Here is a 25040-nt window from a genome sequence, read left to right on the forward strand (position 1 = left end):
AGTGGCATCCCAAGAAGGGCTGGACATACCCAGCGGCGACATCCAGGTGGTCGCCCGGGTGGTGCAGCTGCTGCGGCTGCTCGGCGAGGCCGGGAGCATCGACCTGGTCTCGGCGGCCCAGGAGCTGAGCGTCGGCAAGTCGACGGCCCACCGCTACCTGGCCTCCATGGAGAACCACGGCCTGCTGCAGCGCAGGAGCCGCAACCGCTACGAGTTCGGCACCCTGCTCGCCGAGCTCGGCACGATGGCGCTGTCCCGGCTCGGCGTGGTCAACCTGGCCCGGCCGGTGATGGAGCAGGTCAGCATCCGGGTCCGGCACACCGTCGTGCTCAGCATCTGGAACGGCCGCTGCCCGGTGGTGGCCCAGGTGCACGAGGACAGCAGCCGCACCGCCCACGTCGTCATCCGGGTCGGCAGCACGCTGCGGCCCGGGACCGCCCAGGACTGCGTGTTCCGCGCGTTCCAGGACGAGTCCTTCCACCGGCGTTACCGCGAAGGGCCGGTGGATCTCGCCCAGGATCCGATCGGCGGTCTTGAGGAGGTGCGCAGGACCGGCGTGGCGATCCGGTCCAGCGGTTCTGAAGGCGTGCGCGCGGTCGCCGTGCCCGTCCGGGACGCCGACGGGATGGTCGTCGCCACTCTGGCCGTGGTCGGCGTGACCTCGCTGGTGCCGGAGGAGGACGACAGCGATGTCGTGATGGTCCTGCGGGACGGCTCGCGGGCGATCACCCAGGCGTTGCGGGCTTCGCTCGAAGTCGCGGGCGACTAATTCAGGTAAGCGGGTGGCGGGGGTGAACCCGGGATCATCCGGCGCGTCCTCGGAGCGCGGTGATCCATCACTCAGAAAGGCACATATATGAGGCACACACACCTACGCTCCCTGCTGATCACCGGTACGCTCCTCGCCGCCACGGCGGCCTGCGGGAGCGGCGCCACGTCCACGGCCGAGGAGAAGACCCTGACCTGGGCGAGCACCGGCGGGCAGTTCCAGGAGGACGAGAAGAAGGCCCTGCAGGAGCCGTTCACCGCCAAGACGGGCACCACGTTCGTCAACGTCAGCCCCGCCGACCCGGCCCAGGTCAAGGCCATGGTCGCGTCCGGCAAGACGCAGTGGGACCTGGCCAACATGAGCTGGATCTACGCGGGCGCGTACTGCGGCGAGCTGTACGAGAAACTCGACGACCCCGGCCTGGATCGCAGCAAGTTCCCCCCGGGCACCACCCACGACTGCTTCGTGCCCACCTACCGGTACGCGAACGTCTTCAGCTACAACGCCGACGACTACAAGGACAATCCTCCCACCAAGATCGAGGACTTCTTCGACGTGGAGCGCTTCCCCGGCAAGCGCATCGTCCAGGACTACCCCAAGAACGGCCTGCTCGAGGCCGCCCTCGTCGCCGACGGGGTCCCGCCGGACAAGGTCTACCCGCTGGACGTCGACCGGGCGTTCCGCAAGCTCGACACCATCAAGTCGTCCCTGGTCTTCGCGCCCAGCTACGGCGCCGTGCAGCAGATGCTGGTGGACCGCCAGGGCTCCATGGTGATCACCGTGACCGCCCGCTCCATCGTCACCGCCCAGAGCGGTGCGAACCTGAAGGCGGTCTGGGACTTCACCACCACCGACATCGGCGCCCTGGTCATCCCCAAGGGCGCGCCGCACAAGGCCCTGGCCCAGCAGGGCCTCGTCTTCGTCACCGAACCCGCCCAGGCCAAGGCGTACGCCGAGCTGACCGGCACCGCCCCCGCCCGCTCGGACGTGGACATCTCCAGCATCGCCTACAGCGACATCCAGAAGTCGTTCAACGCCTTCCTGCCCGACCGCGGCCGGCTCCTGGAGCAGGACAAGCCGTGGTGGATCGAGAACACCGACGCCCTGGTGAAGCGCTGGACGAGCTGGAAGGTCAGCTAGCCGATGGCCGCCGACACCGCCGCGCCCCCAAAGCGCACGCTGTCACCCTCCGGGCGGCGGCGGGTCGGGGGCCTGCTGCTCCTGCTGCCCGCCCTGGTCGCGCTGACGCTGTTCTTCGTGCTGCCGCTGCTGAGCATCATCGTGGACAGCGTCACCGACCCCGAGCCCGGCCTGGGCAACTACGCCTCGCTCTTCACCGACGGCTACACCCTCCGGGTGCTGGGGCGCACGCTGCTGGTCGCGCTGGTGGTCACGGTGGCCGGGGTCCTGCTCGCCTACCCCTACGCGTACATGATGACCCTGGCCGGGCCTTCGGTGCGGGCCGTGATGGTCACGGTCGTGCTGGTGCCCTTCTGGACCAGCATGCTGGCGCGCAACTTCGCGTGGATGGTCCTGATGCAGGACGGCGGCGTGGTGCAGGGCGTCTTCGGCCTGGTCGGGCTGGGGGATGTCACGCTGCTGGGCACCACCACGGCGGTGACCATCTCGATGACCCAGGTGCTGCTGCCCTTCATGGTGCTGCCGATGTTCAGCGTCATGCAGCAGATCGACCGGCGGCTGACGCTGGCCGGGCAGAGCCTGGGCGCGAGCCGCTTCTCCTCGTTCCGTAAGGTGTACTTCCCGCTCTCGCTGCCGGGGGTCGCCGCGGGGGCGTCGCTGGTGTTCGTCCTGGCCCTCGGCTTCTACGTCACCCCCGCGCTGCTCGGCTCGCCGCAGAGTTCCATGATCGCCCAGGTGATCAGCGTGCGCACCCGGGACCTGCTCGACTTCGGGGGCGGTGGCGCGATGGGCGTCTTCATGCTGGTCGTCACGCTCGCCGTACTGGCCGCCAGCCGCCGGCTGACCGGGCCGGGCGGCGCGGCCGGCGCGGCCCACGCGATCGTTGGGGGGAACGAGCGATGACCGCCCGGCCCTGGTTGAAGATCGTCGCGGTGCTGGTCGGGCTCTTCCTGACCGTGCCCACGCTGGTCGTCATCCCGATGAGCTTCTCGTCGGCCAAGACCTTCAGGTTCCCGCCCGGCGGCTGGTCCCTGGAGTGGTACGAGCGCCTGTTCACCTCGCCGGAATGGACCACCGCGATCGTGAACTCCCTCCAGGTGGGGGTGATCACGGCGGTGCTCGCCACCGTGCTCGGCACCGCCGCCGCGATCGGCGTGACCACGCTGGGCGAGCGCGCCAAGGGGCTCGCCGTCGGCTTCCTGCTGTCGCCGATCATCATCCCCAACATCCTGATCGCCCTGGTGATCTTCACGACCTTCCTGCGGATCGGCCTGACCGGCAGCCTGTTCGGCATCGCGCTGGCGCACACCGCCCTGGCGCTGCCGTTCGTGGTGATCGCGGTGACGGCCCGGCTGCAGGGCATGGACCCGGCCCTGCGCAAGGCGGGCGGCAGCCTCGGCGCGCCCCCGTTCGCGGTCTTCCGCAAGATCACCCTCCCGCTGGCCATGCCGGGCGTGCTCTCCGGCGCGGTGCTGGCGTTCATCAGCTCCTTCGACGAGGTCGTGATCTCGCTGTTCCTGCAGTCGCCCACGGCCATCACCCTCCCCGTCCAGATGTTCAACAGCGTGACCGTGCAGATCGACCCGACCATCTCGGCGGCGTCCAGCCTCATGGTCCTGGTGGTCAGCGTGCCCATCCTGCTCGCTCAGGTGGTCGGCGCGCGCCGAGGAAGCAGAGGAAAATGACCACTCCCACCCCAGGCGCCGGCCGGATCGAACTGACCAGCCTGTCCAAGCGGTACGGCTCAGGCCCGCTCGTCGTGGACGACGTGACCATCGACATCGCCTCCGGCGAGTTCGTCACCCTGCTGGGCCCCAGCGGTTCCGGCAAGACCACCACGCTCAACATGATCGCCGGGTTCACCGAGGTCAGCTCGGGCCGCATCCGGCTCGGCGGGCGCGACATCGCGCCGCTCCCGCCGCACAAGCGCGACTTCGGCATGGTCTTCCAGAACTACGCCCTGTTCCCGCACATGACCGTGACGCAGAACATCGCCTTCCCGCTGCGCGAGCGCAAGGTGCCCAAGGCCGAGATCGCGCGGCGGGTCGAGCAGGTGCTCGAGCTGGTGGACCTCACCGGCATGGGCGGCCGCCGCCCCGACGAGCTGTCCGGCGGGCAGCAGCAGCGCGTCGCGCTGGCCAGGGCCGTCGTCTTCTCGCCCAGCGTGCTGCTGCTCGACGAGCCGCTCAGCGCGCTGGACCGCAAGCTCAGGCAGAGCCTCCAGCAGGAGATCAAGCGGCTGCACGAGGAGCTCAAGCTCACCTTCGTCTTCGTCACCCACGACCAGGACGAGGCCATGTCGCTGTCCGACCGCATCGCGGTCTTCAACAACGGCCGGGTCGAGCGGATCGGCACCCCCGCCGACCTCTACCGCAACCCCGGCACCCGGTTCGTGGCCCGGTTCCTGGGCGAGTCCAACCTCTTCGAGGGCAGCCTGCGGCCGGGGGGCGTCTACGAGTGGGGCGGCCACAAATGGGCCGCCGACGGCACTCCAGGGGAGTTCGACCTGGTCGTACGCCCCGAGCGGTTGCGCATCGCCGCCACGCCCGCCGAGGTCCCCGCCGACGCCAACCAGGTGCCCGCCACCGTGGCCGGGCTCTACTTCCAGGGCACCCACCAGCGGATCGAACTCGACTACGGCGAAGGACCCGCGGGCTGCGCCGTGCTCCCGCCCGACGCCGTCGGCGCCGACCTGCGCCCCGGCAGCGGGGTGACCGCCTACTGGGACCCCGCCCACCAGGTCCTGGTGACCAGACCGAACGAGGAGAACGAATGACCCTGCTCGACCCCCAGCTGGACGGCGACAGGAACGACGCCGACCCGGAGGCCGACGCCCTGCTCGTGGGGGCCGTGGACCTGCACCAGCACCCCGGCCCCAGCCCTTTCCCGCGACGGATGACCATCCTCGACGCGGCGCGCGACGCGTCCGCCGCCGGGTTCAAGGCCATCGTCGCCAAGTCCCACCACCACAGCATGGTCACCGACATCCTGGCCCTCGGCCCGGCCGGGCTCGACGAGCTGCCCATCGCCGTGCGCGGCGGCGTCGCGCTCAACAACTCCGTCGGCGGCCTCAACCCGTACGCGGTCGAGCTGGCCCTGCGCATGGGCGGCCGGGTGGTCTGGTTTCCCACCCTGTCGTCGGCCGCGCACATCGAGCACCACGCCGGGCACGACACCGGCTTTCCCACCCCCACCGTCGCGCTGCGCACCGACAAGGTGATCACCATCCTCGGCGCGGACGGCGCGGTGCTGCCCGAGGTGCGCGACATCCTGTCCGTCATCGCGGCCGAGCGCGCCGTGCTGACCTGCGGCCACCTGGGGGTCGAGGAGACGAGCAAGCTGATCGTGGCGGCCCGGCAGGAGGGGGTGGAGCGCATCCTGGTCAACCACCCGTGCTTCGTGGTCGGCGCGTCCACCGAGCAGGCCGGGGAGTGGGCCCGCCAGGGCGCGCACATCGAGCACTGCCTGGTGATGTACTTCGGCCGCTCCGAGCGGCGCAGGGACCTCGCCGAGCTGCTGGCGTTCATCAAGGCCGCCGGTCCCGAGCGGACCGTGCTGTCCTCCGACTCCGGCCAGAAGCACAACCCGCTCCCGGTGACGCTCTTCCGGCGCGGGGCGCGCGGCCTGCTCGACGCCGGCCTGCCCGAGGACGACATCCGCCGCATGCTCGGCGCCAACGCCGCGGGACTGCTCTTCCCATGACCGCCGCCTACGAGGTGCTCGCCATCCGGTACGCCACCCGCACCGCCTCGCGCGCCGCCATGTTCCTCAACCACCACGTGTACGGCGAGCCGGACACCCCCATCGACATGGACTTCTACTTCTGGGTGGCCAGGAACGAGGACCACACCGTCGTGATCGACACCGGGTACGGCGCGGCGGGCCGTACCGGCCGGAAACGCCGCACCGAACTCGCCGAGCCGATGGCCGCGCTGGCCGACCTGGGAGTCCACCCCGAGAGCGCGCCGCAGGTCATCGCCACCCACGCGCACTACGACCACATCGGCAACCTCGCCGGCTTCCCCCAATCGGAGATCGTGATCGGCCGCGCCGAGTTCGACTTTTGGACCGGGCCGTACGCGCGGCGGCAGCAGTTCGCGTACACGACGGAGCCCACCGACCTGGCCCACCTGCGCGAGATACGCGACCAGGGCCGCGCCACGTTCGTGGACCGCCAGACGACCGTCGCCCCCGGCATCGAGGTGATCCCCGTCGGCGGGCACACCCCCGGCCAGCTCATCGTCCTCATCGCCACCGAAACCGGGCAGGCCGTCCTCACCTCCGACGCCGCCCACTACTACGAGGAGATCGAACTGGACCGCCCGTTCACCTGGCTGACCGACCTGGAGGGCACCTACCGCGCCTACGAACTGCTGCGCGAGCTGGCCTCCGAGCCCGGCCGCGTGCTCGTCGCGGGCCACGACCCGGACGTGATGCGCCGCTTCCCTGCGGACGGCGAAATCGCCCGCATCGCCTGAGAAGGAGCACTCCATGGGAAACCTCGCCGGAAAGGTGGCCGTCGTCACGGGCGGCGGCAGCGGGATCGGCACCGCGAGCGCGCGGCGGCTCGCCCAGGAGGGGGCGCGCGTCGTCGTGGCCGACATCGACGGCGAGTCGGCGGCCAGGGTGGCGGCCGGGCTGCCGGGGGAGGCGGAGGCGGTGGCCGCCGACGTCTCCACCGAGGACGGCGTGGAGTCCTACATCCGCGCGGCCGTGGACCGCTTCGGCCGGATCGACCTGCACCACCTGAACGCCGGGGTGCTCGGCACGATGGCCCCCCTGCCCGACGTCGACCCCGCCGACTTCGACCACGTGATCGCGGTGAACCTGCGCGGCCCCTTCCTCGGCCTGCGCGCCGCCTTCCGCCGCTACCGCGAGCAGGCCAGCGGCGGGGCCGTCGTCCTCACCGCGTCGATCTCCTCGCTGCGCGGCGCCGACGACCAGCTGCCGTACCAGACCTCCAAGCACGGCGTGCTCGGCCTGGTGCACGGCGCCGCCATGTACGGCGCGCCCAGGGGGGTCCGGGTGAACGCCGTGGCCCCCGGACTGATTCCCACCGGCATCTTCGCCCCCGACCGGGCCGCCACCCTGGGGCAGCGCGGCGGCACCATCCCGATGCGGCGCCTCGGCACCGTGGACGAGATCGCCGGCGTCGTCGCCTTCCTGCTCGGCGACGACTCCTCGTACGTCACCGGGGAGGTCGTCTCCGCCGACGGCGGCGCGTTCATCGTCAACACGGTCGTCCGCTCCGGCGGCTCCGGCGCGTGGACACCACAGGACTGACAGAGAGAGGCACACGATGGCGCTCACGCCACGCCAGCAGGAGATCAAGGACGAGTTCACGCGGGTCCGCGGCACGTGGGGGGAGGCATGGGAGAGCATCCTGCGGCTCGACCCCGCCTTCCTGGAGTCCTACCTGCGCCTGTCGTCGGTGCCCTGGCGCAGGGACATCCTGCCCCCCGTGGTCAAGGAGTTCATCTACATCGCGGCCGACGCCGCCGCCACCCACCTCTACACACCCGGCATCCGCCAGCACATCCGCGCCGCCCTGTCCCACGGCGCCACCGCCGAGGAGATCATGGAGGTCCTGGAGCTGACCAGCACCCTCGGCATCCACGCCGCCAACATCGGCGTCCCCCTCCTCCTGGAAGTCCTGGAGGAAGAAGGCCTGCGCACCGCCCCCACCCCCCTCGACGAGCGCAGACAGTCACTGAAGGCATCCTTCACCGAACGCCGCGGCTACTGGCACACCTTCTGGGACGGCCTGCTGGAACTCGACCCCGACCTCTTCGAGGCCTACCTCGACTTCTCCAGCGTCCCCTGGACCACCGGCGCCCTCCCCCCGAAGATCAAGGAATTCGTCTACATCGCCTTCGACGCCTCCGCCACCCACCTGTACGCCCCCGGCCTCAAACTCCACATCCGCAACGCGATCGGCCTCGGCGCCACCCCCGAAGAAATCATGGAAGTCCTGGCCATCGTCAGCGTCATCGGCATCCACGCCGCCACCGTCGCGGCCCCCATCCTCACCGAGGAACTCGCCGCGCACCGGCCCTGACGGCCACCGCTTCACGGGTGGGCGGGTCCGCTCCGGCGCGCTCGCAGGTGAGCGCGGCCACCGTGGCGGCGTGGTCGAGGACGCCGGCCAAGGCCGCGCCCGGCAGGTCGCGGATCGAGCGCGGGTCGGCGTGGCCGTCGCGCACCAGGGCGTCCAGCAGGCCGGCGGTGAAGGCGTCTCCCGCGCCGACCGTGTCCTCGACGTGCGTCCCCAGGGCCGGTCGGCGTACGACGTCGCCTCCTCGGGTCAGACCGGCGCAGCCTTCGCCCCCGCGCGTGACCACCACGAGGTCCGGCCCGGCGGCCAGCCACCGCGCCGCCGCCTGGACCGGCTCCTCGCCGGGGTAGAGCCAGCGCAGGTCCTCCTCGCTCGCCTTGACCACGTGCGCGATCGCCAGGTACCGCTCGACCAGCGGACGGGCCGCGGCCGGGTCGCCGAGCAGGGCCGGGCGGACGTTGGGGTCGAAGCTGACGAGCATGCCGTCCTCGGTCCGCGCTCGCGCGAGGGCCACGGCGATCCGGTCCCCGCCGGGAGGCGTCCACGCGGCCAGCGACCCGGCGTGGACCACGCGCGTCCGCGGCGGAAGGCGAGGTTCGGCGTCCTGCCACTGCCAATCCGCGGTGCCCTCGACGTACAGGTCGTAGGTGGGCTGCCGCGCCTCGTCGATCTGGACGAGCGCGAGGGTGGCCGGTTCCCGTGCCGGGACCGACCAGCTCAGGTCCACGCCGTTCGCCCTGGCGTGCTCGCGCAGCAGCTGTCCGGGCGTGCCGCCGGAGAGGCGGGCCACGAACGCGGTGGGCCGGCCGAGCCGGGCGAGCCCGATCGCGACGTTGAGCGGGCTCCCGCCGGGGTGGGCGATGTAGGACCGGCCGCCGTCCTGGCTGACCAGGTCCACGACCGACTCGCCGACGACGGTGATCACCGCGTCACCTGCGGCGGGGTGGCGAGCTGGTCGGCGACGTCCGCCCAGGTGTCGCGGAACATCCCGTACGCGGTCTTGATCTCCACGCCCACCGGGAGCTCCGGGCACTCGTTCTCGCCGTTGGTCCCCCAGTTGACCCAGCCGGACTGGCGGCGCTGCACGATCTGGAAGGCGCCCGACGGTGCCGAGGTCCACCAGACCATCGCCCGGCCCGTCCCGGTGTGGAACTCCGCCGTCTTCGACGCCGGCCCCGGGAAGATGGTCTCGTCCGGGACGGCGGACACCTCGACCGGCTCGCCGGCCAGCGTCCAGACGCGGTCCGGCAGGTCGGCGCGTACATGGGCGGCGGCACGTACGCGGGCGAGCCGCTCCCGGATCTCCTCGTCGTCCAGCGCCCCCTCCCAGGCGCAGAACAGGCGCCAGTAGAGATCCCAGTGCGCGGACCGCATGTCGCCGGTCAGCAGCCGCCGGAACTCCTCGAACTTCGGCGCGGCGCCGCGCCTGGGGGCGGCCATGGTCGCCGCGACCATGGTGACCAGTTCCTCGGCGTACGGGTCGCCCGCCCGGTAGCGGGTGCCGCCATAGGCCGCGAACCGGTCGAAGAGCAGCTCGCCCTGGCCGCCCTCGAACTCGTCGCCGACCGTGATCTTGTTGGTGACCGACCTGCCGTTGACGACGGTCTGGAAGTCGTCCACGTGGTAGACCCGGGTGAAGTACGGGGTGCCGTACGTGAAGATCCAGTCGATGGCGAACCGCTTGCCCTTCAGCTCGTCGAGCAGGCCGTCGGGCACGGTCCCGTGCATCCGGTAGTGGTGCATGACCGGGCCCCGCTCCACCACCTCGACGGCCACGGTGGTGTGCTCGGGCGGGTTGATCAGCCCGTTCTCCGGGGTGAAGAACGGCCCGTAGAACCCGCCAATCGCGTTGTCGCCGGACGGGAGCAGGTCCACGCCCTCCGCGACGGCGCCGAAGTGGCGCAGCCCCCACTTGGAGGAGCCGGTGCCGCCGGCCGTGCCGGTGCACATCTCCAGGTCGAAGTAGCCCGTGTCCAGCCGGACGAACGCGTCCGGTTCACGCGTCCGGCCTTCGCGGATCCCGCCGCGCGGTTCCCCCGCCGGGCCTGTCAGGGTCAGCTCCACCCGCTTCTCGAAGGTGACGACGGCGGCGAAGGTGGTCCGTCCAGGCGCGGACCGGGAGGCGAGCCGCTGGCAGGTCACCTCGTCCCCGGCGCCGGTTCTGGCGAGCCACAGGTCGCCGCCGAGATCCCCCTCGACGGTGAAGATCACCGGTTCGCACACGCGGCGACCTGGTACGACGTCGCTGACGACGACAGTAGGCGGAGCCAAGGTCCGTCCTTTCTTTTCGGGTGAGTGGCGGGTCATCGGGACAGGCGCAGCGGGCGCCGTTTCAGGCTGTCGATCCCGATGGCGAGGATGATGACGACGCCCTTGACGAGCAGCTGGGTGAAGAAGGGGACGTTCATCAGGATCAGCCCGGTGCTGAGCACGCCGAGGATGATCGAGCCGACCAGCGTGCCGAGGATCCGGCCGCGCCCGCCCATGAGGCTCGTGCCCCCGAGGACGACCGCGGCGATGGCGTCCAGCTCGTATCCGGTGCCCGCCGTGGGCTGCGCCGACACCACGCGCGCGGCGAAGATGACACCGGCCAGGCCCGCGCAGGCGCCGGCCAGCACGTACACCGAGGTCGTGACGGCCCGGACGTTCACGCCCGCGAGCCGGGCGGCCTCGGCGTTCCCGCCGACCGCGTACACGTGCCGGCCGTACCTGGTGCGCTCCAGCAGGAACCAGGCGACAAGATAGACGACGGCCATGACCACCACCGGCACCGGGACGCCGAGCATGTAGCCGTTGCCGATGTCGCGGAAGTTCAGCGTGTTGGACACGATCGGCTGCCCGTCCGTCATCGTGTACGCCAGCCCGCGCAGGCAGGTCATCGTGCCCAGGGTGACGATGAACGCGGCGAGCGCCAGGTACGACGTGAGCAGCCCGTTCAGCAGCCCCGCCACTGCCCCGGCCAGGACCCCGGCCACGATGGCGAGCGGCGCCGGGACGTCCGCAACGGCGGACAGGACCGCCACGACCCCCGACACGGCCACGATCGAGCCCACCGACAGGTCGATGCCGGCGGTGAGGATGACGAAGGTCATGCCCGCGGCCAGGATCGCGTTGATGGAGATCGACCGCGCGATGTTGAGCAGATTGTCGACGGTGGCGAAATTGGGGGCGATCACGGCCATCAGCGCCACCAGCACGATCAGGACGGCGACGATGCCCAGCCGGTCCCACCAGTACGCGAACCCCGGCCCGCGCTCCGGCGAGCGCCACGCGGTCTCGTGGCGCTCGCCGGCGATCGTGTGATCAGTCATTCGGTCCTCCAGCCGTCCGCGCCAGGGTTCCCGTGGCGTGGAGCATCACGTCCTGTTCGGTCGCGGTGCGCGAGTCCAGCTCGCGCACGACGCGGCCCTCGCGCATGACGAGGATCCGGTCGCTGATGCCGATGGCCTCCGGCAGGTCGGACGAGACGACCAGCACGGCCTTGCCGGCCGCCGCCAGCTCGGCGACGATCTCGTAGATCTCGCTCTTGGCACCGATGTCGACGCCCCGGGTCGGCTCGTCCAGGATCAGCACGTCCGCGTCCCGCATGAGCCAGCGCGCGAGCACCGCCTTCTGCTGGTTGCCGCCGGACAGCTCCCCGGCCGGCCGGCCCAGGGCGGACAGGCGCAGCCGGAGCCGGCGCATCTGGACCTTGACCGCGCCCCGGATGCGGCCGCGCCTGAGCACGCCGGCGCCGCCGAAGCGCTCCAGCGAGCCGAGTGCGATGTTGTCCTCCACCGAGTGGTCGAGGAACAGCGCCTGCTCCTTGCGGCTCTCGGGGACCATGGCGATTCCCGCCGCGATCGCCCGCCTGGGGCCGGTCGCGGTGACGGGGGCGCCGTTGACGGTCACCGTGCCGCCGAGGGCCCGGTCCGCGCCGAAGATCATCCGGGCCACCTCGGTGCGGCCGGCTCCCACCAGCCCGGCCAGGCAGACCACCTCGCCGGCCCGCACCTGGAGGCTGACGGGCCCGACCCGGCCGCCGCCGGTCAGGTCGCGTACGTCGAGCACGACCGCGCCCGGCGTACGCGGCCCTCGGTGGTAGAGGTCGTCGAGGTCGCGGCCCACCATCATGGACACGACGTCGGGAGGGGTGATCTCGGCCCGGTCCCGGGTCGCGACGTACCTGCCGTCACGGAAGACGGTCACCCGGTCCGCGAGCCGCCAGACCTCCTCCATCCGGTGGGAGATGTAGACCAGGGCGGCGCCCGCCGCGCGCATCTCCTCGATGACGTCGTACAGGTGCAGGGCCTCGCCCTGGGAGAGCGCCGCGGTGGGCTCGTCGAGCACCAGGATCCGCGCGTCCTCGCTGACCGCGCGGGCGATCTCCACCAGCTGCTGCATGCCGACGCTCAGCTCGCCCAGCTCGCGGCGCGGGTCGATCCCCGCCCCGATCCGCGCGAGCTTCTCGTGGGCGGAATCGAGCATCGCCCGCCGGTCGAGGGCGCCGTACCGGTTGCGCGGTTCCCGGCCGAGCGCCAGGTTCTCCGCGACCGTCATCGCCGGCACCGTGTTCAGCTCCTGGTGGATGATCGCGATGCCGTGCGCCTTCGCCTCGGCGGGGGAGCGGATCTCGACCTCCGCGCCGTCCAGCAGGATCCGGCCCGAGTCGCGCTGGATGTTCCCCGCGAGGATCTTCATCAGCGTGGACTTCCCGGCGCCGTTCTCGCCCATCAGGGCGTGGATCTCGCCGGCACGCAGGTCGAAGTCCACGCCGTCGAGCGCGAGCGTGGAGCCGAAGCGCTTGGTCACGCCCTCCAGCCGCAGCAGCGGCCGTACGCCGGGTACGCTCATCGCGCCACTACCAGCCCTGGTACTCATTGACGTTGTCGCGGGTGACGAGTTCGCTCGGGATGAGAATGGTCTGCTGCGCCGGCGGCTTCTTGGCGATGATGTCCTGCGCCACCTGCACGGCACGGCGTACCATCTCGGCCGGGTTCTGGGTGGCGGTGCCGATGAAGGGCGAGCCCGAGCGGAGCAGCTCGGCCACGGCCTCCGGGCTGCCGTCCACGCCGGTGACCTTCACCTGCGTGGACTTGCCCGCCTGCTCCACCGCCAGGACGGCGCCCAGCGCGGAGGGGTCGTTCATGCCGAAGATGCCCTGGACGTCCGGGGAGGCGGTCAGCATGTCCGTGGTGACGGCCAGCCCCGAGGCGCGGTCGTTCTTGGACGCCTGCTGGCCCACGACCTTGATGCCCGGATAGTTCTTCAGCACGTTCTTGCACCCGGCGATGCGGTCGCGGATCGTCTGGATCGGCGTGCCGTCCACGAGCAGGACGTTGCCCGTGCCGGCCATCTCCTTGAACAGGTAGTCGCACGACTTCTCGCCTGCCTGCACGGCGTCGGTCATGATGACGGCGTCCGCGCCCTTGGCCGGGGTGTCGACGGCGATGACGATGACGCCGGCCTGCTTGGCGCGGGCGATCGCGGGCTCGATGCCGTTCTCGTCCACGGCGCTGATCACGATCAGGTCGACGCCCTGCTGGATGAACGCGTCGATCTGGTTGTTCTGGTTGGCCAGGTCGAGCTGCGCGTCCTGGGTGTTCTCGGTGGCCCCGATCTTCGCGGCGGCCTCTTTGGCGCCCTTGTCCATGGCGGAGAAGAACGGGTTTGACATGTCCTGGACCATCAGGCCGATCTGCTCGATCTTCTGCGGGGTCCCGCCGGCCTCGACCTCGCCGGACGTACAGGCGGTGAGGCCCAGCATCGTGACGGCGGCGGTGGTAGTGGCGAGCGCGTGGCGGCATCGGGGGGTGAACTGCATTTCGAATCTCTCCTCTTGCATTACAAAGGTGCGCGGGACCGGTAGCGGGATGATCACCATCGGTCACGGTGAGAGGGCAGGTGGCATCGTGAGCCGCCCCCGCAGCGGGGGAGCGGACTGTCAGGGGGTGATCGCGTACGGTCCGGGGGTGCGGGTCAGCAGCCGCACGATCTCCTGACGACGAGATCGGAGCTGAGCTGGCGGCGGTCTTCCGGCCGGTAGACCGGGGTGGAAGGGTCACCCCGCAACTCGGCCTTGATCTGGTCGTCGACGATCCGCGTGAGCGTCTGCGCCGCGATGACGCCGATGGTCTCGCTGTCCTCGTTCAGCACGGTCAGCGGGGGATCCAGCAGCTCGGCCCAGGCGAACTCGTCGAAGGCGACGACCGCGACCTCGTCCGGTATCCGCACGCCTCTGGCGCGCAGCACGCGCAGGGCTCCGTGCAGCATCGGGTTGTTGCCCGCGATGATGGCCCGGGGCAGGGCGCGGCCAGGGGCGTCAAGATAGGCCGTCAGCGTGGCGTAGGCGGACTCAACATCGTTTTCACTTTCTAACACCTCGATATCGGCGCCGTACTTCAGCGCCGCCGCGCGGATGCCGCGCTCGCGCTCCGCGCGGGTGGACCAGCGCGCCGGGTAGACCAGGAACAGCCAGTCGCTGTAGCGGTGCTCGCCCAGGTGGGCGCCGACCTTCATGCTCGCGGAGAAGTTGTCGGTCGTGATGCTCGGGACCCGGGTCGCCGACTCGTGCGGGATCGAGTCCACGAAGACGACGGGGATGTCCCAGTCTTCGAGCAGTTTCATGTTGTGCGGGGCGAGCGTGAGGGTGGCGATCACTCCGGCGGTGCGTGACTGGATCAGGTCCTGGATGGTCGCGTCCTCCAGCTCGGGCGTGTAGACGCCCTCGGCCGCGATGTCGGCCACGATCGCGGTCCGGTCGGACAGGCGCAACGTGCGCTGGATGCCCTTCATCAGGTCGATGTAGTAGTAGTTGGAGGTGCTGGCAGTGACCACCGCGACCGAGCTGCGCGTGTTCTTGCGCAGCTCCTGCGCCGCCCGGTTGGGCACATAGCCAAGCTCGCGCGCGACCTTCAGCACCAGCGCCCGGCTCGCCGCGGACACGTCGTCGCCGTTGCTGAGGGCGCGGGACACCGTGTAGACCGACAGCCCCGCCGCCCGGCTCACGTCACGAAGAGTTGGCTTCCGTGCCACCAAGGACCTCCTAAACGATTAGGTTCGCGGAACCGCTCTCGCTCAGGCCCTGCCTTCCTAAACGATTAGGGTGATGCTAGGTGCCGGTGACCTGCGCGTCAATAGGGCGTATCCACAACCTCACAATCCGCCCAGCCCCAAGGAGAGGTCACTCATTGTGTGCGGTCCCGGTCAAGGGCGAGGGCGGTGTGGCTGGTCGCGCTGCTGCTCCGGTAGCGCTCGTCGCGCGCAGGGGGCGCAGACGCCGTACACCGCCTCGACCTCGAAGCCGTCCGTGCGGGGTTCGGCCGTCTGTTCCAGGACCAGGCCGCAGGATCGGCAGATCAGGTGGTGGTGGCGGGTGGGGCCGCAGACCCGGTAGGTCGCCTCTCCGGCCTGGGTGAAGGCGTGTACGAGGCCGGCGTCGACGAGTGAGGAGACGGCGCGGTACACGGTGGTCAGGCCGATCGGCTCGCCTCGGTTGAGTAGTTCGGCGTGCAGTTGGCGGGCGGTGATCGGCCGGGGCTCGGCGATGAGCACCTCCAGTACCTGCACGCGCTTCCTTGTCGCTCGGACGCCGGCCCCGCTGAGCTGGGCGTGCCATCGCAATATTTCGGGCATGTCGGTCACCGTCGCAGCTTGACAATGGTTTTCGTTTTCTACATGGTTGTCCACGAAAGCACCAGGTTGAAATGAAAACCGTTACTGATCTAGGAAGGCCCGGCATGCATCCCCTGCGCTTTGCCGCGCTCTGCGCCCTTGCCCTGCTGCTGGCCGGATGCGGCGGCGCCGCGACTCCGGCGGCCACGACCGGATCCTCCGCCGCGGCTCCCGAGCCCATCACCGTCGTCGCCTCCACCAACGTGTACGGCGACATCGTCAAGCAGGTGGGCGGGGACAGGGTCGAGGTGACCTCGATCATCTCCGACCCCGGCCAGGACCCGCATTCCTACGAGGCCAACACCCAGAACCAGCTTGCCCTCTCCAAGGCCAGGGTGGTCGTCGAGAACGGCGGCGGGTACGACGACTTCGTCGACACCATGCTCAAGTCGAGCGGCAACACCGCCGCCGAGGTCGTCAACGCCGTCACCGTCTCGGGCAGGACGGCCCCCGCCGGCGGGGAGCTCAACGAGCACGTCTGGTACGACCTGCCGTCCGTCGCCAAGATCGCCGATCAGATCTCCGCCGCCCTGGCCAAGGCCGACCCCGCCTCCGCCGCCGCCTTCACGGCCAACGCCGACGCCTTCAAGCAGAAGCTCAAGCCCCTGGAGGACCGTACGGCCACGATCGCGGCTCAGGCGGGCGGCACCGCGGTGGCGATCACCGAGCCGGTCCCGGTCTACCTGCTGGAGGCCGCCGGGCTCAAGAACCTCACCCCAGAGGAGTTCAGCGAGGCCATCGAGGAAGGCGACGACGTCTCCCCGCAGGTGCTGGCCGAGACGATCGCGCTGTTCACCGGCAAGAAGGTGGAGGCGCTGGTCTACAACGAGCAGACCAGTGGCCCGCAGACCGAGCAGCTGAAGAAGGCGGCGGCCGACAACGGCGTCGCGGTGGTCCCGGTCACCGAGACCCTGACGGAAGGCAAGGACTACGTCGGCTGGATGACGGCCACCCTCGACGCCCTCCAGGCCGCTCTCATCCCATGACGGTCACCACTGACACGGTGATCAGTCTCAGCGGCGCGGAGCTCGCCTTCGGCGACCGGATCCTGTGGCAGGGACTGGACCTGGAGCTGGGCCGGGGCGAGTTCGTCGCCGTCCTCGGCCCGAACGGCTCGGGCAAGACCAGCTTCCTGCGCGTTCTGCTCGGACAGCAGCGCCTGACCGCGGGCACCCTGCTGATCGAAGGACGGCCACCCCGCCGGGGCAGCCCCCTGCTCGGCTACATCCCGCAACATCGGGCGGTAGCTCCGCAAACACCGCTGCGGGGCCGCGACCTGATCCGGCTGGGCCTGGACGGCCACCGCTGGGGCCTGCCCATCGGCAACCTCCGCCGCCAAGTGGACGAACTGGTGGAAGCGGTAGGCGCCACGGCATTCGCCGACCGCCCGCTCGCCCTGCTCTCGGGCGGCGAGCTGCAACGGCTCCGCGTCGCGCAGGCCCTGGCCACCGACCCCGCCCTCCTGCTCTGCGACGAACCCTTGCTGTCGCTGGACCTGCACCATCAGAAGGTGGTCGCCGGCCTGGTCAACGACCGGCGGCGCTCCCACGACACCACGGTGGTGTTCGTCACCCACGAGATCAACCCCATCCTGGAGATGGCAGACCGCGTGCTCTACCTAGCCGAGGGCCGATTCCGCTTCGGCACTCCCGCAGAAGTGATGACCTCCGCGAGCCTGTCCGGCCTGTACGGAAGCCCGGTCGAAGTCCTCCACGTCAACGGCAGACTCGTCGGCGCCCCCGGTTCCCACGACCACGGCGGAGAACCCTCGGCATGACCGGCGACATCTGGCAACAGCTCTTCAACTTCGACAACTACGGCGAACTCCTCGTCCTGGTCCGCAACTCGCTGATCGCCGGAGCCGTCCTGGGGCTGGTCGGCGGCGTCATCGGCACCTTCGTCATGATGCGCGACCTCGCCTTCGCCGTACACGGCATCGCCGAACTGTCCTTCGCGGGCGCCTCGGCGGCACTCCTGATCGGCGTGAACGTCGCCGCGGGTTCCCTCGCCGGATCGATCGTGGCAGCGTTGATCATCGGCGCGTTAGGCGTACGAGCAAGGGATCGCAATTCGGTCATCGGAGTGCTCATGCCCTTCGGCCTCGGCCTCGGCGTACTGTTCCTGGCCCTCTACAAAGGCCGTGCCGCGAACAAGTTCGGCCTGCTCACCGGCCAGATCGTGGCCGTGGACACCGTCCAGATGAGCTGGCTGGTCGGCACCTCCGCCGTGGTCCTCCTCGGCCTAGCCGTGGTGTGGCGCCCCCTGGTCTTCGCCAGCCTCGATCCCGAGGTCGCCGCCGCCAGAGGCGTTCCCGTCCGCATTCTGTCACCCATCTTCATGGTGCTCCTCGGCCTCTCGGTAGCCGTCTCCATCCAGGTCGTCGGCGCCCTACTGGTCCTGGCCCTGCTGGTCACCCCCGCCGCCGCGGCCATGCGGCTCACCGCCTCCCCGGTCCGGGTCACCCTGCTCAGCGTCCTGTTCGCCGTCACCTCGGTGGTGGGCGGCATCCTGCTCGCCCTGGGCAGCAGCATCCCGATCAGCCCGTACGTCACGACCATCTCCTTCGCCCTCTACCTGGGCTGCCGGGTCATCGGCGGGTCACGCGCCACTCGAAGGGCTCGACCGGTTACCGAATCTCAGTGACCGAACCTACCGATGGTCGCGGATCTGGGAGAGAGTGAGCCCGTGTCCACGATCGAGGCTGCCGGACTGACCAAGCGCTACCGCCAGGTCCTCGCGGTCGACGAGGTCTCGCTACGGGTCGACCCGGGGCAGATCTACGCCCTGCTGGGCCTCAACGGCGCGGGCAAGACGACGCTGATCCGCATGCTGCTTGGCATGATCGCTCCTACCGGCGGAACGGTGAACGTCCTGGGCGCTGCGGTCTCCGCCGGTGAGCGCTCGGCGTGGGCCAGGACCGGCTACCTGGTGGAGGGCCCTGCCGCCTACCCGGAACTGACCGTGCGGGAGAACCTGCAGGTCGTCGCTCGGCTACGCCGACTGCCCGGCTCCACCGACGAGGTCATCGACCGTCTCGCGCTCACCGAGTACGCCGACCGGCGCGCCCGCTCCCTGTCCATGGGCAACCTGCAACGCCTCGCCCTGGCCAAAGCGCTCCTTCACCGGCCTGACCTGCTCATCCTGGACGAGCCCGTCAACGGTCTGGACCCGGCGGGTGTCGTGGAAATCCGCACCCTGCTGGCCGAACTGGCCAGCGAGCACGGCACCACGGTATTCCTGTCCAGCCACCTGCTTGCCGAGGTCGCCCGCCTGGCCACCCGCGTCGGCATCATCCACCAGGGCCGCCTGATCCAGGAACTCGACGCCGGCAACCTGGACGAGCGCCTGCGGCGCCGCCTGAGCGTGGCCACCCGCGACGACACCAAAGCCCACGCGGTACTCCAAGCCCACGGCTACCAGCCAACCCCGGATCTGCGGCTCACCGGCGAACGCGCCACCGCCCGGCCCGAGGAGGTGGCCACTCTGCTCGTCCAGTCGGGGAATCCGCCCATCAAGCTGGTTGTGGAGGAAGAGGACCTGGAGACCTATTTCCTGCGCATGGTCGGAGCCGACGATGCGTGAAGCCCTGTGGGCCGAACTGCTCAAGGTGCGGCGCAGCCGCCTGCCCTGGCTTACCGCCCTGGCCTTCGCCGTCACCGCGACCGTGTGCGGGCTGTTCATATTCATCCTGCAAGACCTCGCCCGGGCCCGGGCCCTCGGGCTGATCGGCGGCAAGGCCCAGCTCAGTGGTGCCAGCGCCGACTGGCCCGGCTACCTTGCCCTGCTGGCCCAGGCCGTCAGCGTCGGCGGCCTGCTGATCTACGGGATCACCGGCATCTGGCTGTTCGGCCGCGAGTTCAGCGACCATACAGCCAAGGATCTGCTCGCCCTGCCCACTTCTCGCACGGTGATCGTGGGTGCCAAATTCGGCCTCGCCGCCGGCTGGGCCATGCTGCTGGCCGTACAGGTGGCCGTGCTGGGCCTGCTCATCGGCGCGATGCTCGGCCTGTCGGGCTGGTCGTCCCAGACCGCGATGGCGGGAATCGGCCGCATTCTGGTCACCGCCGCGCTGACTCTCCTGCTCACCACACCGCTGTCGCTGGCCGCCAGCGTCGGCCGCGGCTACCTTGCTGCCGTCGGGGTCATGTTCGTCATGCTGTTCTGCGCTCAGGTCATCGCCGCCCTCGGCTTCGGAGCCTACTTCCCCTTGTCCGTCCCCGGCCTGTACGCCGGAATCGCCGGTCCCGACCAGGACCCGCCCGGCCTGGTCGGCTACCTGCTGGTCCTCGCGGTCGGGATCGGCGGGGTGCTCGCGACCGCGGCCTGGTGGCGGCGGGCGGACCACAATCGCTGACGGGGTGAATGGGTCGGTCCCGCAGCCACGGGGTCAGGAGGTGATGTCGCGGCGATTGAAGCGGGCGAGCCCGACTGCGACCAGGACCGCCGAGATGGCGATCAGGATGCTCGCGTCGGCCCACTGCATGCCGTTCTTGAGCGGTTCGCCGCCGATGTAGTAGTGGAAGGGAGACAGGTACTTCAGGCCTTGGGAGGCTTCCCGCAACGCCTCGGGGAAGTTCGCCACCGCCTCGGCCATTGCCATGCCTGCGATCTGGGGGTAGAAGCCGGTTCGGCGAAGGTGATCTCGATGTCACGGACGGCCTGCGACCGCAGCCCGGCCACGGTGTCCAGCGCGACGAGGCGGCCTTCGCGGATGATGGCGACCCGATCGGCGACCGCCTCGACCTCGCCCATGATGTGGCTGGACGAGGTGGCCGAGGAGGCACTCGAGGTCGTGGGCCAGGACACCCCGGCCGGGCGCCGCTTGGTCGAGATGCGCGACTTCTACACCTACCTGCTCGCCGAGATGCCCGCGGTGATCGAACGCTGGCAGCAGGGGAAGAAGCCGCGCACCTGACGCCATGCGCGGGGACGAAGTCGAGGACCACCTTGCTGGCCAGCGTCCCCGCCGGGACCTGCCCGACGCCGCTGACGTCAGGCCAGGTAGCGCAGCCACAGGTAGGGCGTTACCAGTAGCACGGTGATGAAGGTGACGATTAGGCCGTACTTGGTGAATTCCCAGAAGCTGATCGGGTGGCGGTTGCGGGCGGCGATGCCGAGGATGACGACGTTGGCGGCGGCGCCGACGGCGGTGGCGTTGCCGCCCAGGTCGGCGCCGAAGGCGAGGGCCCACCACAGGACCTGGGCGTGCTCGTTGCCGCCGTTGGCCTGGACCAGGTCGGCGACGATGGGGCTCATGGAGGCCACGTAGGGGATGTTGTCCACGATCGCCGACAGCCCGGCCGACGCCCACAGCAGGACCATCGTGGTCAGGCCGAGCCGTCCTTCGGTGGCGTTGACGGCCAGTTGCGAGACGTGGCCGATGACGCCGGTCTCGACCAGCGCGCCGACCATCACGAACAGGCCGGCGAAGAACACCAGCGTCGGCCATTCGACCTCGGCGAGGGCCTGCTCGGTGGTGACCGGCGTGGCCGCCACCAGGATCCCGGCGCCCAGGATGGCGACCACCGACGGCTCGTAGTGCAGCACCGGGTGGAGCACGAACGCGGCCGTCACCAGGCCGAGCACGGCCAGGCTCTGCCGCAGCAGCCGCGGGTCGGCGATGGCCTCGCGCTCGTCCAGGCGCATGATCTCGGCAGCCCGTACGGGATCGTAGGTGAAGGACTTGCGGAACATGATCCGGCACAGCCCGAGGAACACGATCATCAGAATGACGATCATCGGTGCCATGTGGATCAGGAAGTCGTTGAACGACAGCCCGCCCCGGCTGGCGATGATGATGTTGGGCGGGTCGCCGACCAGGGTGGCGGCGCCGCCGATGTTGGCGGACATCGCCTCCGCGATCAGGTACGGCACGACCGGCAACGCCAGCCGCTCGCACACCAGGAACGTGACCGGCGCGATCAGCAGCACGGTGGTGACGTTGTCCAGCAGCGCCGAGGCGACGGCGGTGATGACGACCAGCAGCACCATCAGCCGGTACGGCCGCCCGCGCGCCCGCTTGGCGGCCCAGACGGCCAGATACTCGAAGACCCCGGTCTGCTTCAGCACCCCGACAATGATCATCATCCCGAGCAGCAGGAAGATGACGTTCCAGTCGATCCCGGTCGCTTCCGCGAAGAACGCCGCCCCCGCGTCGGTGGCGTGGATCAACAGCATGATCCCCGCTCCGCCGAGCGCGGCGGCCACCCGGTGGATACGCTCGGTCGCGATCAGCGCGTACGCGGCGAGAAAGACCGCCAGGGACAGCCAGGCGAGCACGGTCACTGCGGGAGCGCCCGGTTCAGGAGCGTCTTCAGCGTGACGGCGCCCAGCAGGCGCCCGTCGCCGACGACGGCGACCAGCGGGCTGTGGGTGCGCGCCATCAGCGCCGCGATCTCCAGCACGGTGGCGTCCGGGTCGGTGACGGGCAGTTCCCGCGGCCGCGCCGGCAGCGCGTCCCGGACGGGCTGATCGGCCAGCGTGCGCAGGAACGCGTCGGCGTGCTCCTCGTCGATGACGCCGGCCAGCGCCGGGTCGTCCTGGCAGTAGCCGGGCACCGCCATGCGCAGCACTTGGGTGCCGGGCAGGATGCTGACCGGCAGCCCGTCCTCGTCGACGACGATCAGGCCGGGCAGGTCGTGCGTGGCGAGGAGCCGCGCCGCCTCGACGACGGGGGTGTCAGGGGTGACCCTCGGGAAATCGGTGACCAGATCGCGCGCTCGCATGCCCGCCAGCCTTCATGATCGACAACAGAACCTGCCGACCAGGCTTCCCGGCGCACCTGAGCACAACCTATCAGGCGCGGGCGCCCGTATGGATCGCGTCAATATTCCCTCCCAAACCGTAGGTAAGCCGTCAAGGCGGACAAACAGCCCGGATATCGCGATTTGCTACTGATCGGGCCGCCCGTCTGGGTGGCCCGAAGCATGTTGTCCGGAACTTGAGGAGTAGGGATGGCTGACGTCATCTTCGTCGTCCTGACGGTCGCGGTGTTCGTGATCCTCGGGCTCGCCGTCAAGGCGGTGGAACGGCTGTGAGTGCCGTCAACGCCGTCGGTCTGGTCCTGGCCGCCGGCCTGGTGATCTTCGTGATCGTGGCCCTGCTCTTCCCGGAGCGTTTCTGATGTCCTCCACCATGGCCGGGATCCTGTTCATCGGTTCCCTCCTGCTCGCCCTGGCGGTGCTGTACAAGCCGCTGGGCGACTACATGTACCGCGTCTACAGCGGCACCCGGCACTCCCGCGTCGAGCGCGGGATCTACCGCCTGCTCGGCGTCCGCGCCGACGCCGAGCAGACCTGGGGCGTCTACGCCCGCGGCGTGCTGGCCTTCTCACTCGTCTCGATCCTCTTCCTGTACGGCCTGCAGCGCCTGCAGAACCACCTTCTCCTCAGTCTGGGCATGGACGCAGTCTCCCCGGCGCTCGCCTGGAACACCGCGGTCAGTTTCGTCACCAACACCAACTGGCAGGCCTACTCGGGCGAGGCCACGATGGGCCACCTGGTGCAGACCGCGGGCCTGGCCGTGCAGAACTTCGTCTCGGCCGCGGTCGGCATGTCGGTGGCGATCGCCCTGGTCCGCGGCTTCGCCAGGAAGAAGACCGACCAGCTCGGCAACTTCTGGGTGGACCTGGTCCGCGGCACCCTCCGGATCCTGCTGCCGATCGCCTTCGTGGCCGCGCTGCTCCTGGTCGCCGGCGGCGCGATCCAGACCCTCGGCGACCACCACGTGTGGACCACCCTGACCGGCGGCGAGCAGACCTTCACCCCGGGCGCGGTCGCCTCCCAGGAGGCCGTCAAGGATCTGGGCACCAACGGCGGCGGCATCTTCAACGTCAACTCGGCGCACCCGTTCGAGAACCCGGCCGCCTGGACCAACTGGCTGACGATCCTGCTGCTGCTGGTGATCTCGTTCTGCCTGCCGCGCACGTTCGGCCGGATGGTCGGCGACAACCGGCAGGGCTACGCGATCGTCGCGGTGATGGCGACCATCTTCACCCTCAGCGTCGTGCTGACCAACTGGGCCGAGCTGTCCTCGGCCGGGACCGTGCCGCAGGCCATCGGCCAGGCGATGGAAGGCCGCGAGGCCCGCTTCGGCGTCTCCAACTCGGCCATGTTCGCCTCCTCCACCACGCTCACCTCCACCGGCTCGGTGAACTCCTTCCACGACTCCTACACCGCGCTCGGCGGCGGCATGCTGATCTTCAACATGCTGCTCGGCGAGGTCGCCCCCGGCGGCACCGGCGCGGGCCTGTACGGCATGCTCATCCTGGCCGTGATCACCGTCTTCGTGGCCGGCCTGATGGTCGGCCGCACCCCCGAGTACCTGGGCAAGAAGATCGGCGCCAGGGAGATGAAGCTGGCCTCCCTGTACTTCCTGGTCACCCCGATCCTGGTGCTGGCCGGCACCGCGGTCGCGATGGCCACCGAGACCGGCCGCTCGGCCATGCTGAACAGCGGGCCGCACGGATTCTCCGAGATCCTCTACGCCTACACCAGCGCCTCCAACAACAACGGCTCGGCGTTCGCCGGTGTCAGCGTGAACACCGACTTCCACAACACCACGCTCGGCCTGTGCATGGCGCTGGGCCGCTTCCTGCCGATCGTCCTGGTGCTGGCGCTGGCCGGTTCCCTGGCCAGGCAGTCGCCGGTCCCGGCCTCGGTCGGCACGCTGCCCACCCACCGGCCGCAGTTCATCGGCATGGTCGCCGGGGTGACGGTCATCCTGGTCGCCCTGACGTTCCTGCCCGCCCTCGCGCTCGGCCCGATCGCGGAAGGACTGTTCTGACATGTCAACCCCAGTGCTCCAAGCGCCGGGCCGGGCTCCCCAGAAGGTCGGCGCCGGCCTCCTCGACCCGCGGCAGATGATCAAATCGCTGCCCGACGCGATCAAAAAGCTCAACCCCGCCACGCTCTGGCGCAATCCCGTCATGTTCATCGTCGAGATCGGCGCGCTGTTCACCACCGTGCTCGCCGCCGCCGATCCGTCGTTCTTCGCCTGGGCCATCGTGGTGTGGCTGTGGCTGACGGTGGTGTTCGCCAATCTGGCGGAGGCGGTGGCCGAAGGCCGGGGCAAGGCGCAGGCCGCCACGCTGCGCGCCGCCAAGCGCGACACCACCGCCCGCCGCCTCAACAGCCGCACATCGCTGGACTGGGACGTCGTCGGCGCTCCCGAGCTCAGGCAGGGCGACTTCGTGGTGGTCGAGGCCGGGGAGATCATCCCCGGTGACGGCGACGTGGTCGAGGGCATCGCCAGCGTCGACGAGTCGGCCATCACCGGCGAGTCCGCCCCCGTGATCCGCGAGTCCGGCGGCGACCGTTCGGCCGTGACCGGCGGCACCAGGGTGCTGTCCGACCAGATCGTCGTCCAGATCACCCAGAAGCCGGGGGAGAGCTTCATCGACCGGATGATCGCCCTGGTCGAGGG

General features: G+C 70.1%; 28 protein-coding genes. 18 read left to right on the top strand and 10 right to left on the bottom strand.

The annotated features are described in order from the left end of the window. The first annotated feature begins 1 nt into the window (after window position 1). The 9 genes from Amac_RS32695 to Amac_RS32735 all read left to right on the top strand — a co-directional run bounded on the left by Amac_RS32695 (window position 2) and on the right by Amac_RS32735 (window position 7967). A complete protein-coding gene (locus Amac_RS32695; protein ID WP_170322778.1) occupies window positions 2–769 on the top strand; it encodes an IclR family transcriptional regulator in 768 nt (255 codons plus the stop codon). Window positions 770–856: 87 nt separating this feature from the next. Next, on the top strand, window positions 857–1909 hold the full coding sequence (locus tag Amac_RS32700) for an extracellular solute-binding protein (RefSeq protein ID WP_155358282.1): 1053 nt from the start codon (window positions 857–859) through the stop codon (window positions 1907–1909). A gap of 3 nt (window positions 1910–1912) precedes the next feature. Further along, window positions 1913–2812 (top strand): ABC transporter permease, encoded by a 900-nt coding sequence (locus Amac_RS32705; RefSeq protein ID WP_155358283.1) that lies wholly within the window; start codon window positions 1913–1915, stop codon window positions 2810–2812. After that, a complete protein-coding gene (locus Amac_RS32710) occupies window positions 2809–3594 on the top strand; it encodes an ABC transporter permease (RefSeq protein ID WP_155358284.1) in 786 nt (261 codons plus the stop codon). The genes Amac_RS32705 and Amac_RS32710 overlap by 4 nt, the downstream gene beginning before the upstream one ends. Then, the gene (locus tag Amac_RS32715; RefSeq protein ID WP_155358285.1) at window positions 3591–4685 is read left to right on the top strand and encodes an ABC transporter ATP-binding protein; all 1095 of its coding nucleotides are present in this window, start codon (window positions 3591–3593) and stop codon (window positions 4683–4685) included. The genes Amac_RS32710 and Amac_RS32715 overlap by 4 nt, the downstream gene beginning before the upstream one ends. Next, window positions 4682–5611: a DUF6282 family protein gene (locus Amac_RS32720; protein WP_155358286.1), complete on the top strand. Its 930-nt coding sequence runs from the start codon at window positions 4682–4684 to the stop codon at window positions 5609–5611. Before Amac_RS32715 ends, Amac_RS32720 begins: the two co-directional genes overlap by 4 nt. Further along, window positions 5608–6387, top strand: a complete 780-nt coding sequence (locus Amac_RS32725; RefSeq protein ID WP_155358287.1) for an N-acyl homoserine lactonase family protein — start codon at window positions 5608–5610, stop codon at window positions 6385–6387. Before Amac_RS32720 ends, Amac_RS32725 begins: the two co-directional genes overlap by 4 nt. 13 nt (window positions 6388–6400) lie before the next feature. After that, a complete protein-coding gene (locus Amac_RS32730; protein ID WP_155358288.1) occupies window positions 6401–7192 on the top strand; it encodes an SDR family NAD(P)-dependent oxidoreductase in 792 nt (263 codons plus the stop codon). Between the two features lie 16 nt (window positions 7193–7208). Then, window positions 7209–7967, top strand: a complete 759-nt coding sequence (locus tag Amac_RS32735; RefSeq protein ID WP_155358289.1) for a carboxymuconolactone decarboxylase family protein — start codon at window positions 7209–7211, stop codon at window positions 7965–7967. Here the strand turns inward: Amac_RS32735 and Amac_RS32740 are convergent. From Amac_RS32740 to Amac_RS32770, 7 genes are all read right to left on the bottom strand, one after another. Beyond that, window positions 7936–8889, bottom strand: coding sequence for a carbohydrate kinase family protein (locus Amac_RS32740; protein ID WP_155358290.1), 954 nt, complete (start codon window positions 8887–8889; stop codon window positions 7936–7938). The genes Amac_RS32735 and Amac_RS32740 overlap by 32 nt on opposite strands. After that, window positions 8886–10235: a hypothetical protein gene (locus Amac_RS32745; protein WP_218041427.1), complete on the bottom strand. Its 1350-nt coding sequence runs from the start codon at window positions 10233–10235 to the stop codon at window positions 8886–8888. The genes Amac_RS32740 and Amac_RS32745 overlap by 4 nt, the downstream gene beginning before the upstream one ends. A 32-nt stretch (window positions 10236–10267) precedes the next feature. Beyond that, window positions 10268–11275 carry an ABC transporter permease subunit gene (locus Amac_RS32750; RefSeq protein WP_155358292.1) on the bottom strand — a complete coding sequence of 336 codons (1008 nt, stop codon included), beginning with the start codon at window positions 11273–11275 and terminating at the stop codon, window positions 10268–10270. Beyond that, window positions 11268–12797, bottom strand: coding sequence for a sugar ABC transporter ATP-binding protein (locus tag Amac_RS32755; RefSeq protein ID WP_155358293.1), 1530 nt, complete (start codon window positions 12795–12797; stop codon window positions 11268–11270). Before Amac_RS32755 ends, Amac_RS32750 begins: the two co-directional genes overlap by 8 nt. A 7-nt stretch (window positions 12798–12804) precedes the next feature. After that, window positions 12805–13767 carry an ABC transporter substrate-binding protein gene (locus tag Amac_RS32760; protein ID WP_218041428.1) on the bottom strand — a complete coding sequence of 321 codons (963 nt, stop codon included), beginning with the start codon at window positions 13765–13767 and terminating at the stop codon, window positions 12805–12807. A gap of 155 nt (window positions 13768–13922) precedes the next feature. Beyond that, window positions 13923–14978 carry a LacI family DNA-binding transcriptional regulator gene (locus tag Amac_RS32765; protein ID WP_155358294.1) on the bottom strand — a complete coding sequence of 352 codons (1056 nt, stop codon included), beginning with the start codon at window positions 14976–14978 and terminating at the stop codon, window positions 13923–13925. A gap of 171 nt (window positions 14979–15149) precedes the next feature. Next, window positions 15150–15578 carry a Fur family transcriptional regulator gene (locus Amac_RS32770; RefSeq protein WP_155358295.1) on the bottom strand — a complete coding sequence of 143 codons (429 nt, stop codon included), beginning with the start codon at window positions 15576–15578 and terminating at the stop codon, window positions 15150–15152. 104 nt (window positions 15579–15682) lie between these two features. Between Amac_RS32770 and Amac_RS32775 the strand changes: the two genes are divergently transcribed. From Amac_RS32775 to Amac_RS32795, 5 genes are read left to right on the top strand one after another with little or no spacing between them, the layout of a single operon-like run. Continuing rightward, window positions 15683–16603 (top strand): metal ABC transporter solute-binding protein, Zn/Mn family, encoded by a 921-nt coding sequence (locus tag Amac_RS32775; RefSeq protein WP_155358296.1) that lies wholly within the window; start codon window positions 15683–15685, stop codon window positions 16601–16603. After that, window positions 16600–17394: a metal ABC transporter ATP-binding protein gene (locus Amac_RS32780; RefSeq protein WP_155358297.1), complete on the top strand. Its 795-nt coding sequence runs from the start codon at window positions 16600–16602 to the stop codon at window positions 17392–17394. The genes Amac_RS32775 and Amac_RS32780 overlap by 4 nt, the downstream gene beginning before the upstream one ends. Continuing rightward, window positions 17391–18260: a metal ABC transporter permease gene (locus Amac_RS32785; RefSeq protein ID WP_155358298.1), complete on the top strand. Its 870-nt coding sequence runs from the start codon at window positions 17391–17393 to the stop codon at window positions 18258–18260. The genes Amac_RS32780 and Amac_RS32785 overlap by 4 nt, the downstream gene beginning before the upstream one ends. A 42-nt stretch (window positions 18261–18302) precedes the next feature. Further along, window positions 18303–19199: an ABC transporter ATP-binding protein gene (locus tag Amac_RS32790; RefSeq protein ID WP_218041430.1), complete on the top strand. Its 897-nt coding sequence runs from the start codon at window positions 18303–18305 to the stop codon at window positions 19197–19199. Next, complete coding sequence (locus Amac_RS32795) at window positions 19192–19971, top strand: ABC transporter permease (RefSeq protein ID WP_155358300.1); 780 nt, start codon at window positions 19192–19194, stop codon at window positions 19969–19971. The genes Amac_RS32790 and Amac_RS32795 overlap by 8 nt, the downstream gene beginning before the upstream one ends. 33 nt (window positions 19972–20004) lie before the next feature. Here Amac_RS32795 and Amac_RS32800 read toward each other — a convergent pair whose 3' ends face one another. Then, window positions 20005–20217 carry a hypothetical protein gene (locus tag Amac_RS32800; RefSeq protein WP_155358301.1) on the bottom strand — a complete coding sequence of 71 codons (213 nt, stop codon included), beginning with the start codon at window positions 20215–20217 and terminating at the stop codon, window positions 20005–20007. 45 nt (window positions 20218–20262) lie between these two features. Here Amac_RS32800 and Amac_RS32805 point away from each other — a divergent pair, with 45 nt between their 5' ends. Beyond that, entirely contained in the window at window positions 20263–20532 is a 270-nt protein-coding gene (locus Amac_RS32805; RefSeq protein ID WP_155358302.1) for a hypothetical protein, read from the top strand. A 77-nt stretch (window positions 20533–20609) separates the two neighbouring features. Here the strand turns inward: Amac_RS32805 and Amac_RS32810 are convergent, their stop codons facing one another. Together Amac_RS32810 and Amac_RS32815 are read right to left on the bottom strand one after the other, a co-directional pair. Further along, window positions 20610–21902, bottom strand: coding sequence for an ArsB/NhaD family transporter (locus tag Amac_RS32810; protein ID WP_155358303.1), 1293 nt, complete (start codon window positions 21900–21902; stop codon window positions 20610–20612). Then, window positions 21899–22342: a CBS domain-containing protein gene (locus tag Amac_RS32815; protein ID WP_155358304.1), complete on the bottom strand. Its 444-nt coding sequence runs from the start codon at window positions 22340–22342 to the stop codon at window positions 21899–21901. The genes Amac_RS32810 and Amac_RS32815 overlap by 4 nt, the downstream gene beginning before the upstream one ends. A gap of 308 nt (window positions 22343–22650) precedes the next feature. On the opposite strand from Amac_RS32815, the gene kdpF reads away from it, so the two are divergent. The 3 genes from kdpF to Amac_RS32830 all read left to right on the top strand — a co-directional run. Next, window positions 22651–22740, top strand: coding sequence for a K(+)-transporting ATPase subunit F (kdpF, locus tag Amac_RS32820; RefSeq protein ID WP_155346090.1), 90 nt, complete (start codon window positions 22651–22653; stop codon window positions 22738–22740). After that, window positions 22740–24401 carry a potassium-transporting ATPase subunit KdpA gene (gene kdpA, locus Amac_RS32825; RefSeq protein ID WP_155358305.1) on the top strand — a complete coding sequence of 554 codons (1662 nt, stop codon included), beginning with the start codon at window positions 22740–22742 and terminating at the stop codon, window positions 24399–24401. Before kdpF ends, kdpA begins: the two co-directional genes overlap by 1 nt. A gap of 1 nt (window position 24402) precedes the next feature. Beyond that, window positions 24403–25040, top strand: a 638-nt coding sequence (locus Amac_RS32830; protein WP_444978806.1) for a P-type ATPase actuator domain-containing protein, incomplete at its 3' end; no start/stop codon positions are given.

The organism is Acrocarpospora macrocephala (assembly GCF_009687865.1).
GTDB classification, from domain to species: domain Bacteria; phylum Actinomycetota; class Actinomycetes; order Streptosporangiales; family Streptosporangiaceae; genus Acrocarpospora; species Acrocarpospora macrocephala.

Excerpts from the sequence above, each read along its gene's own strand:
- Amac_RS32735 (WP_155358289.1), top strand. The coding sequence starts at position 7,209 with ATGGCGCTCACGCCACGCCAGCAGGAGATCAAGGACGAGTTCACGCGG.
- Amac_RS32730 (WP_155358288.1), top strand. The coding sequence starts at position 6,401 with ATGGGAAACCTCGCCGGAAAGGTGGCCGTCGTCACGGGCGGCGGCAGC.
- Amac_RS32750 (WP_155358292.1), bottom strand. The coding sequence starts at position 11,275 with ATGACTGATCACACGATCGCCGGCGAGCGCCACGAGACCGCGTGGCGC.
- Amac_RS32760 (WP_218041428.1), bottom strand. The coding sequence starts at position 13,767 with ATGCAGTTCACCCCCCGATGCCGCCACGCGCTCGCCACTACCACCGCC.
- Amac_RS32720 (WP_155358286.1), top strand. The coding sequence starts at position 4,682 with ATGACCCTGCTCGACCCCCAGCTGGACGGCGACAGGAACGACGCCGAC.
- Amac_RS32795 (WP_155358300.1), top strand. The coding sequence starts at position 19,192 with ATGCGTGAAGCCCTGTGGGCCGAACTGCTCAAGGTGCGGCGCAGCCGC.
- Amac_RS32800 (WP_155358301.1), bottom strand. The coding sequence starts at position 20,217 with ATGGCAATGGCCGAGGCGGTGGCGAACTTCCCCGAGGCGTTGCGGGAA.
- Amac_RS32715 (WP_155358285.1), top strand. The coding sequence starts at position 3,591 with ATGACCACTCCCACCCCAGGCGCCGGCCGGATCGAACTGACCAGCCTG.
- Amac_RS32725 (WP_155358287.1), top strand. The coding sequence starts at position 5,608 with ATGACCGCCGCCTACGAGGTGCTCGCCATCCGGTACGCCACCCGCACC.
- Amac_RS32770 (WP_155358295.1), bottom strand. The coding sequence starts at position 15,578 with ATGCCCGAAATATTGCGATGGCACGCCCAGCTCAGCGGGGCCGGCGTC.
- Amac_RS32705 (WP_155358283.1), top strand. The coding sequence starts at position 1,913 with ATGGCCGCCGACACCGCCGCGCCCCCAAAGCGCACGCTGTCACCCTCC.
- Amac_RS32785 (WP_155358298.1), top strand. The coding sequence starts at position 17,391 with ATGACCGGCGACATCTGGCAACAGCTCTTCAACTTCGACAACTACGGC.
- Amac_RS32805 (WP_155358302.1), top strand. The coding sequence starts at position 20,263 with ATGTCACGGACGGCCTGCGACCGCAGCCCGGCCACGGTGTCCAGCGCG.
- Amac_RS32780 (WP_155358297.1), top strand. The coding sequence starts at position 16,600 with ATGACGGTCACCACTGACACGGTGATCAGTCTCAGCGGCGCGGAGCTC.
- Amac_RS32710 (WP_155358284.1), top strand. The coding sequence starts at position 2,809 with ATGACCGCCCGGCCCTGGTTGAAGATCGTCGCGGTGCTGGTCGGGCTC.
- Amac_RS32815 (WP_155358304.1), bottom strand. The coding sequence starts at position 22,342 with ATGCGAGCGCGCGATCTGGTCACCGATTTCCCGAGGGTCACCCCTGAC.
- Amac_RS32700 (WP_155358282.1), top strand. The coding sequence starts at position 857 with ATGAGGCACACACACCTACGCTCCCTGCTGATCACCGGTACGCTCCTC.
- kdpA (WP_155358305.1), top strand. The coding sequence starts at position 22,740 with ATGTCCTCCACCATGGCCGGGATCCTGTTCATCGGTTCCCTCCTGCTC.
- Amac_RS32775 (WP_155358296.1), top strand. The coding sequence starts at position 15,683 with ATGCATCCCCTGCGCTTTGCCGCGCTCTGCGCCCTTGCCCTGCTGCTG.
- Amac_RS32755 (WP_155358293.1), bottom strand. The coding sequence starts at position 12,797 with ATGAGCGTACCCGGCGTACGGCCGCTGCTGCGGCTGGAGGGCGTGACC.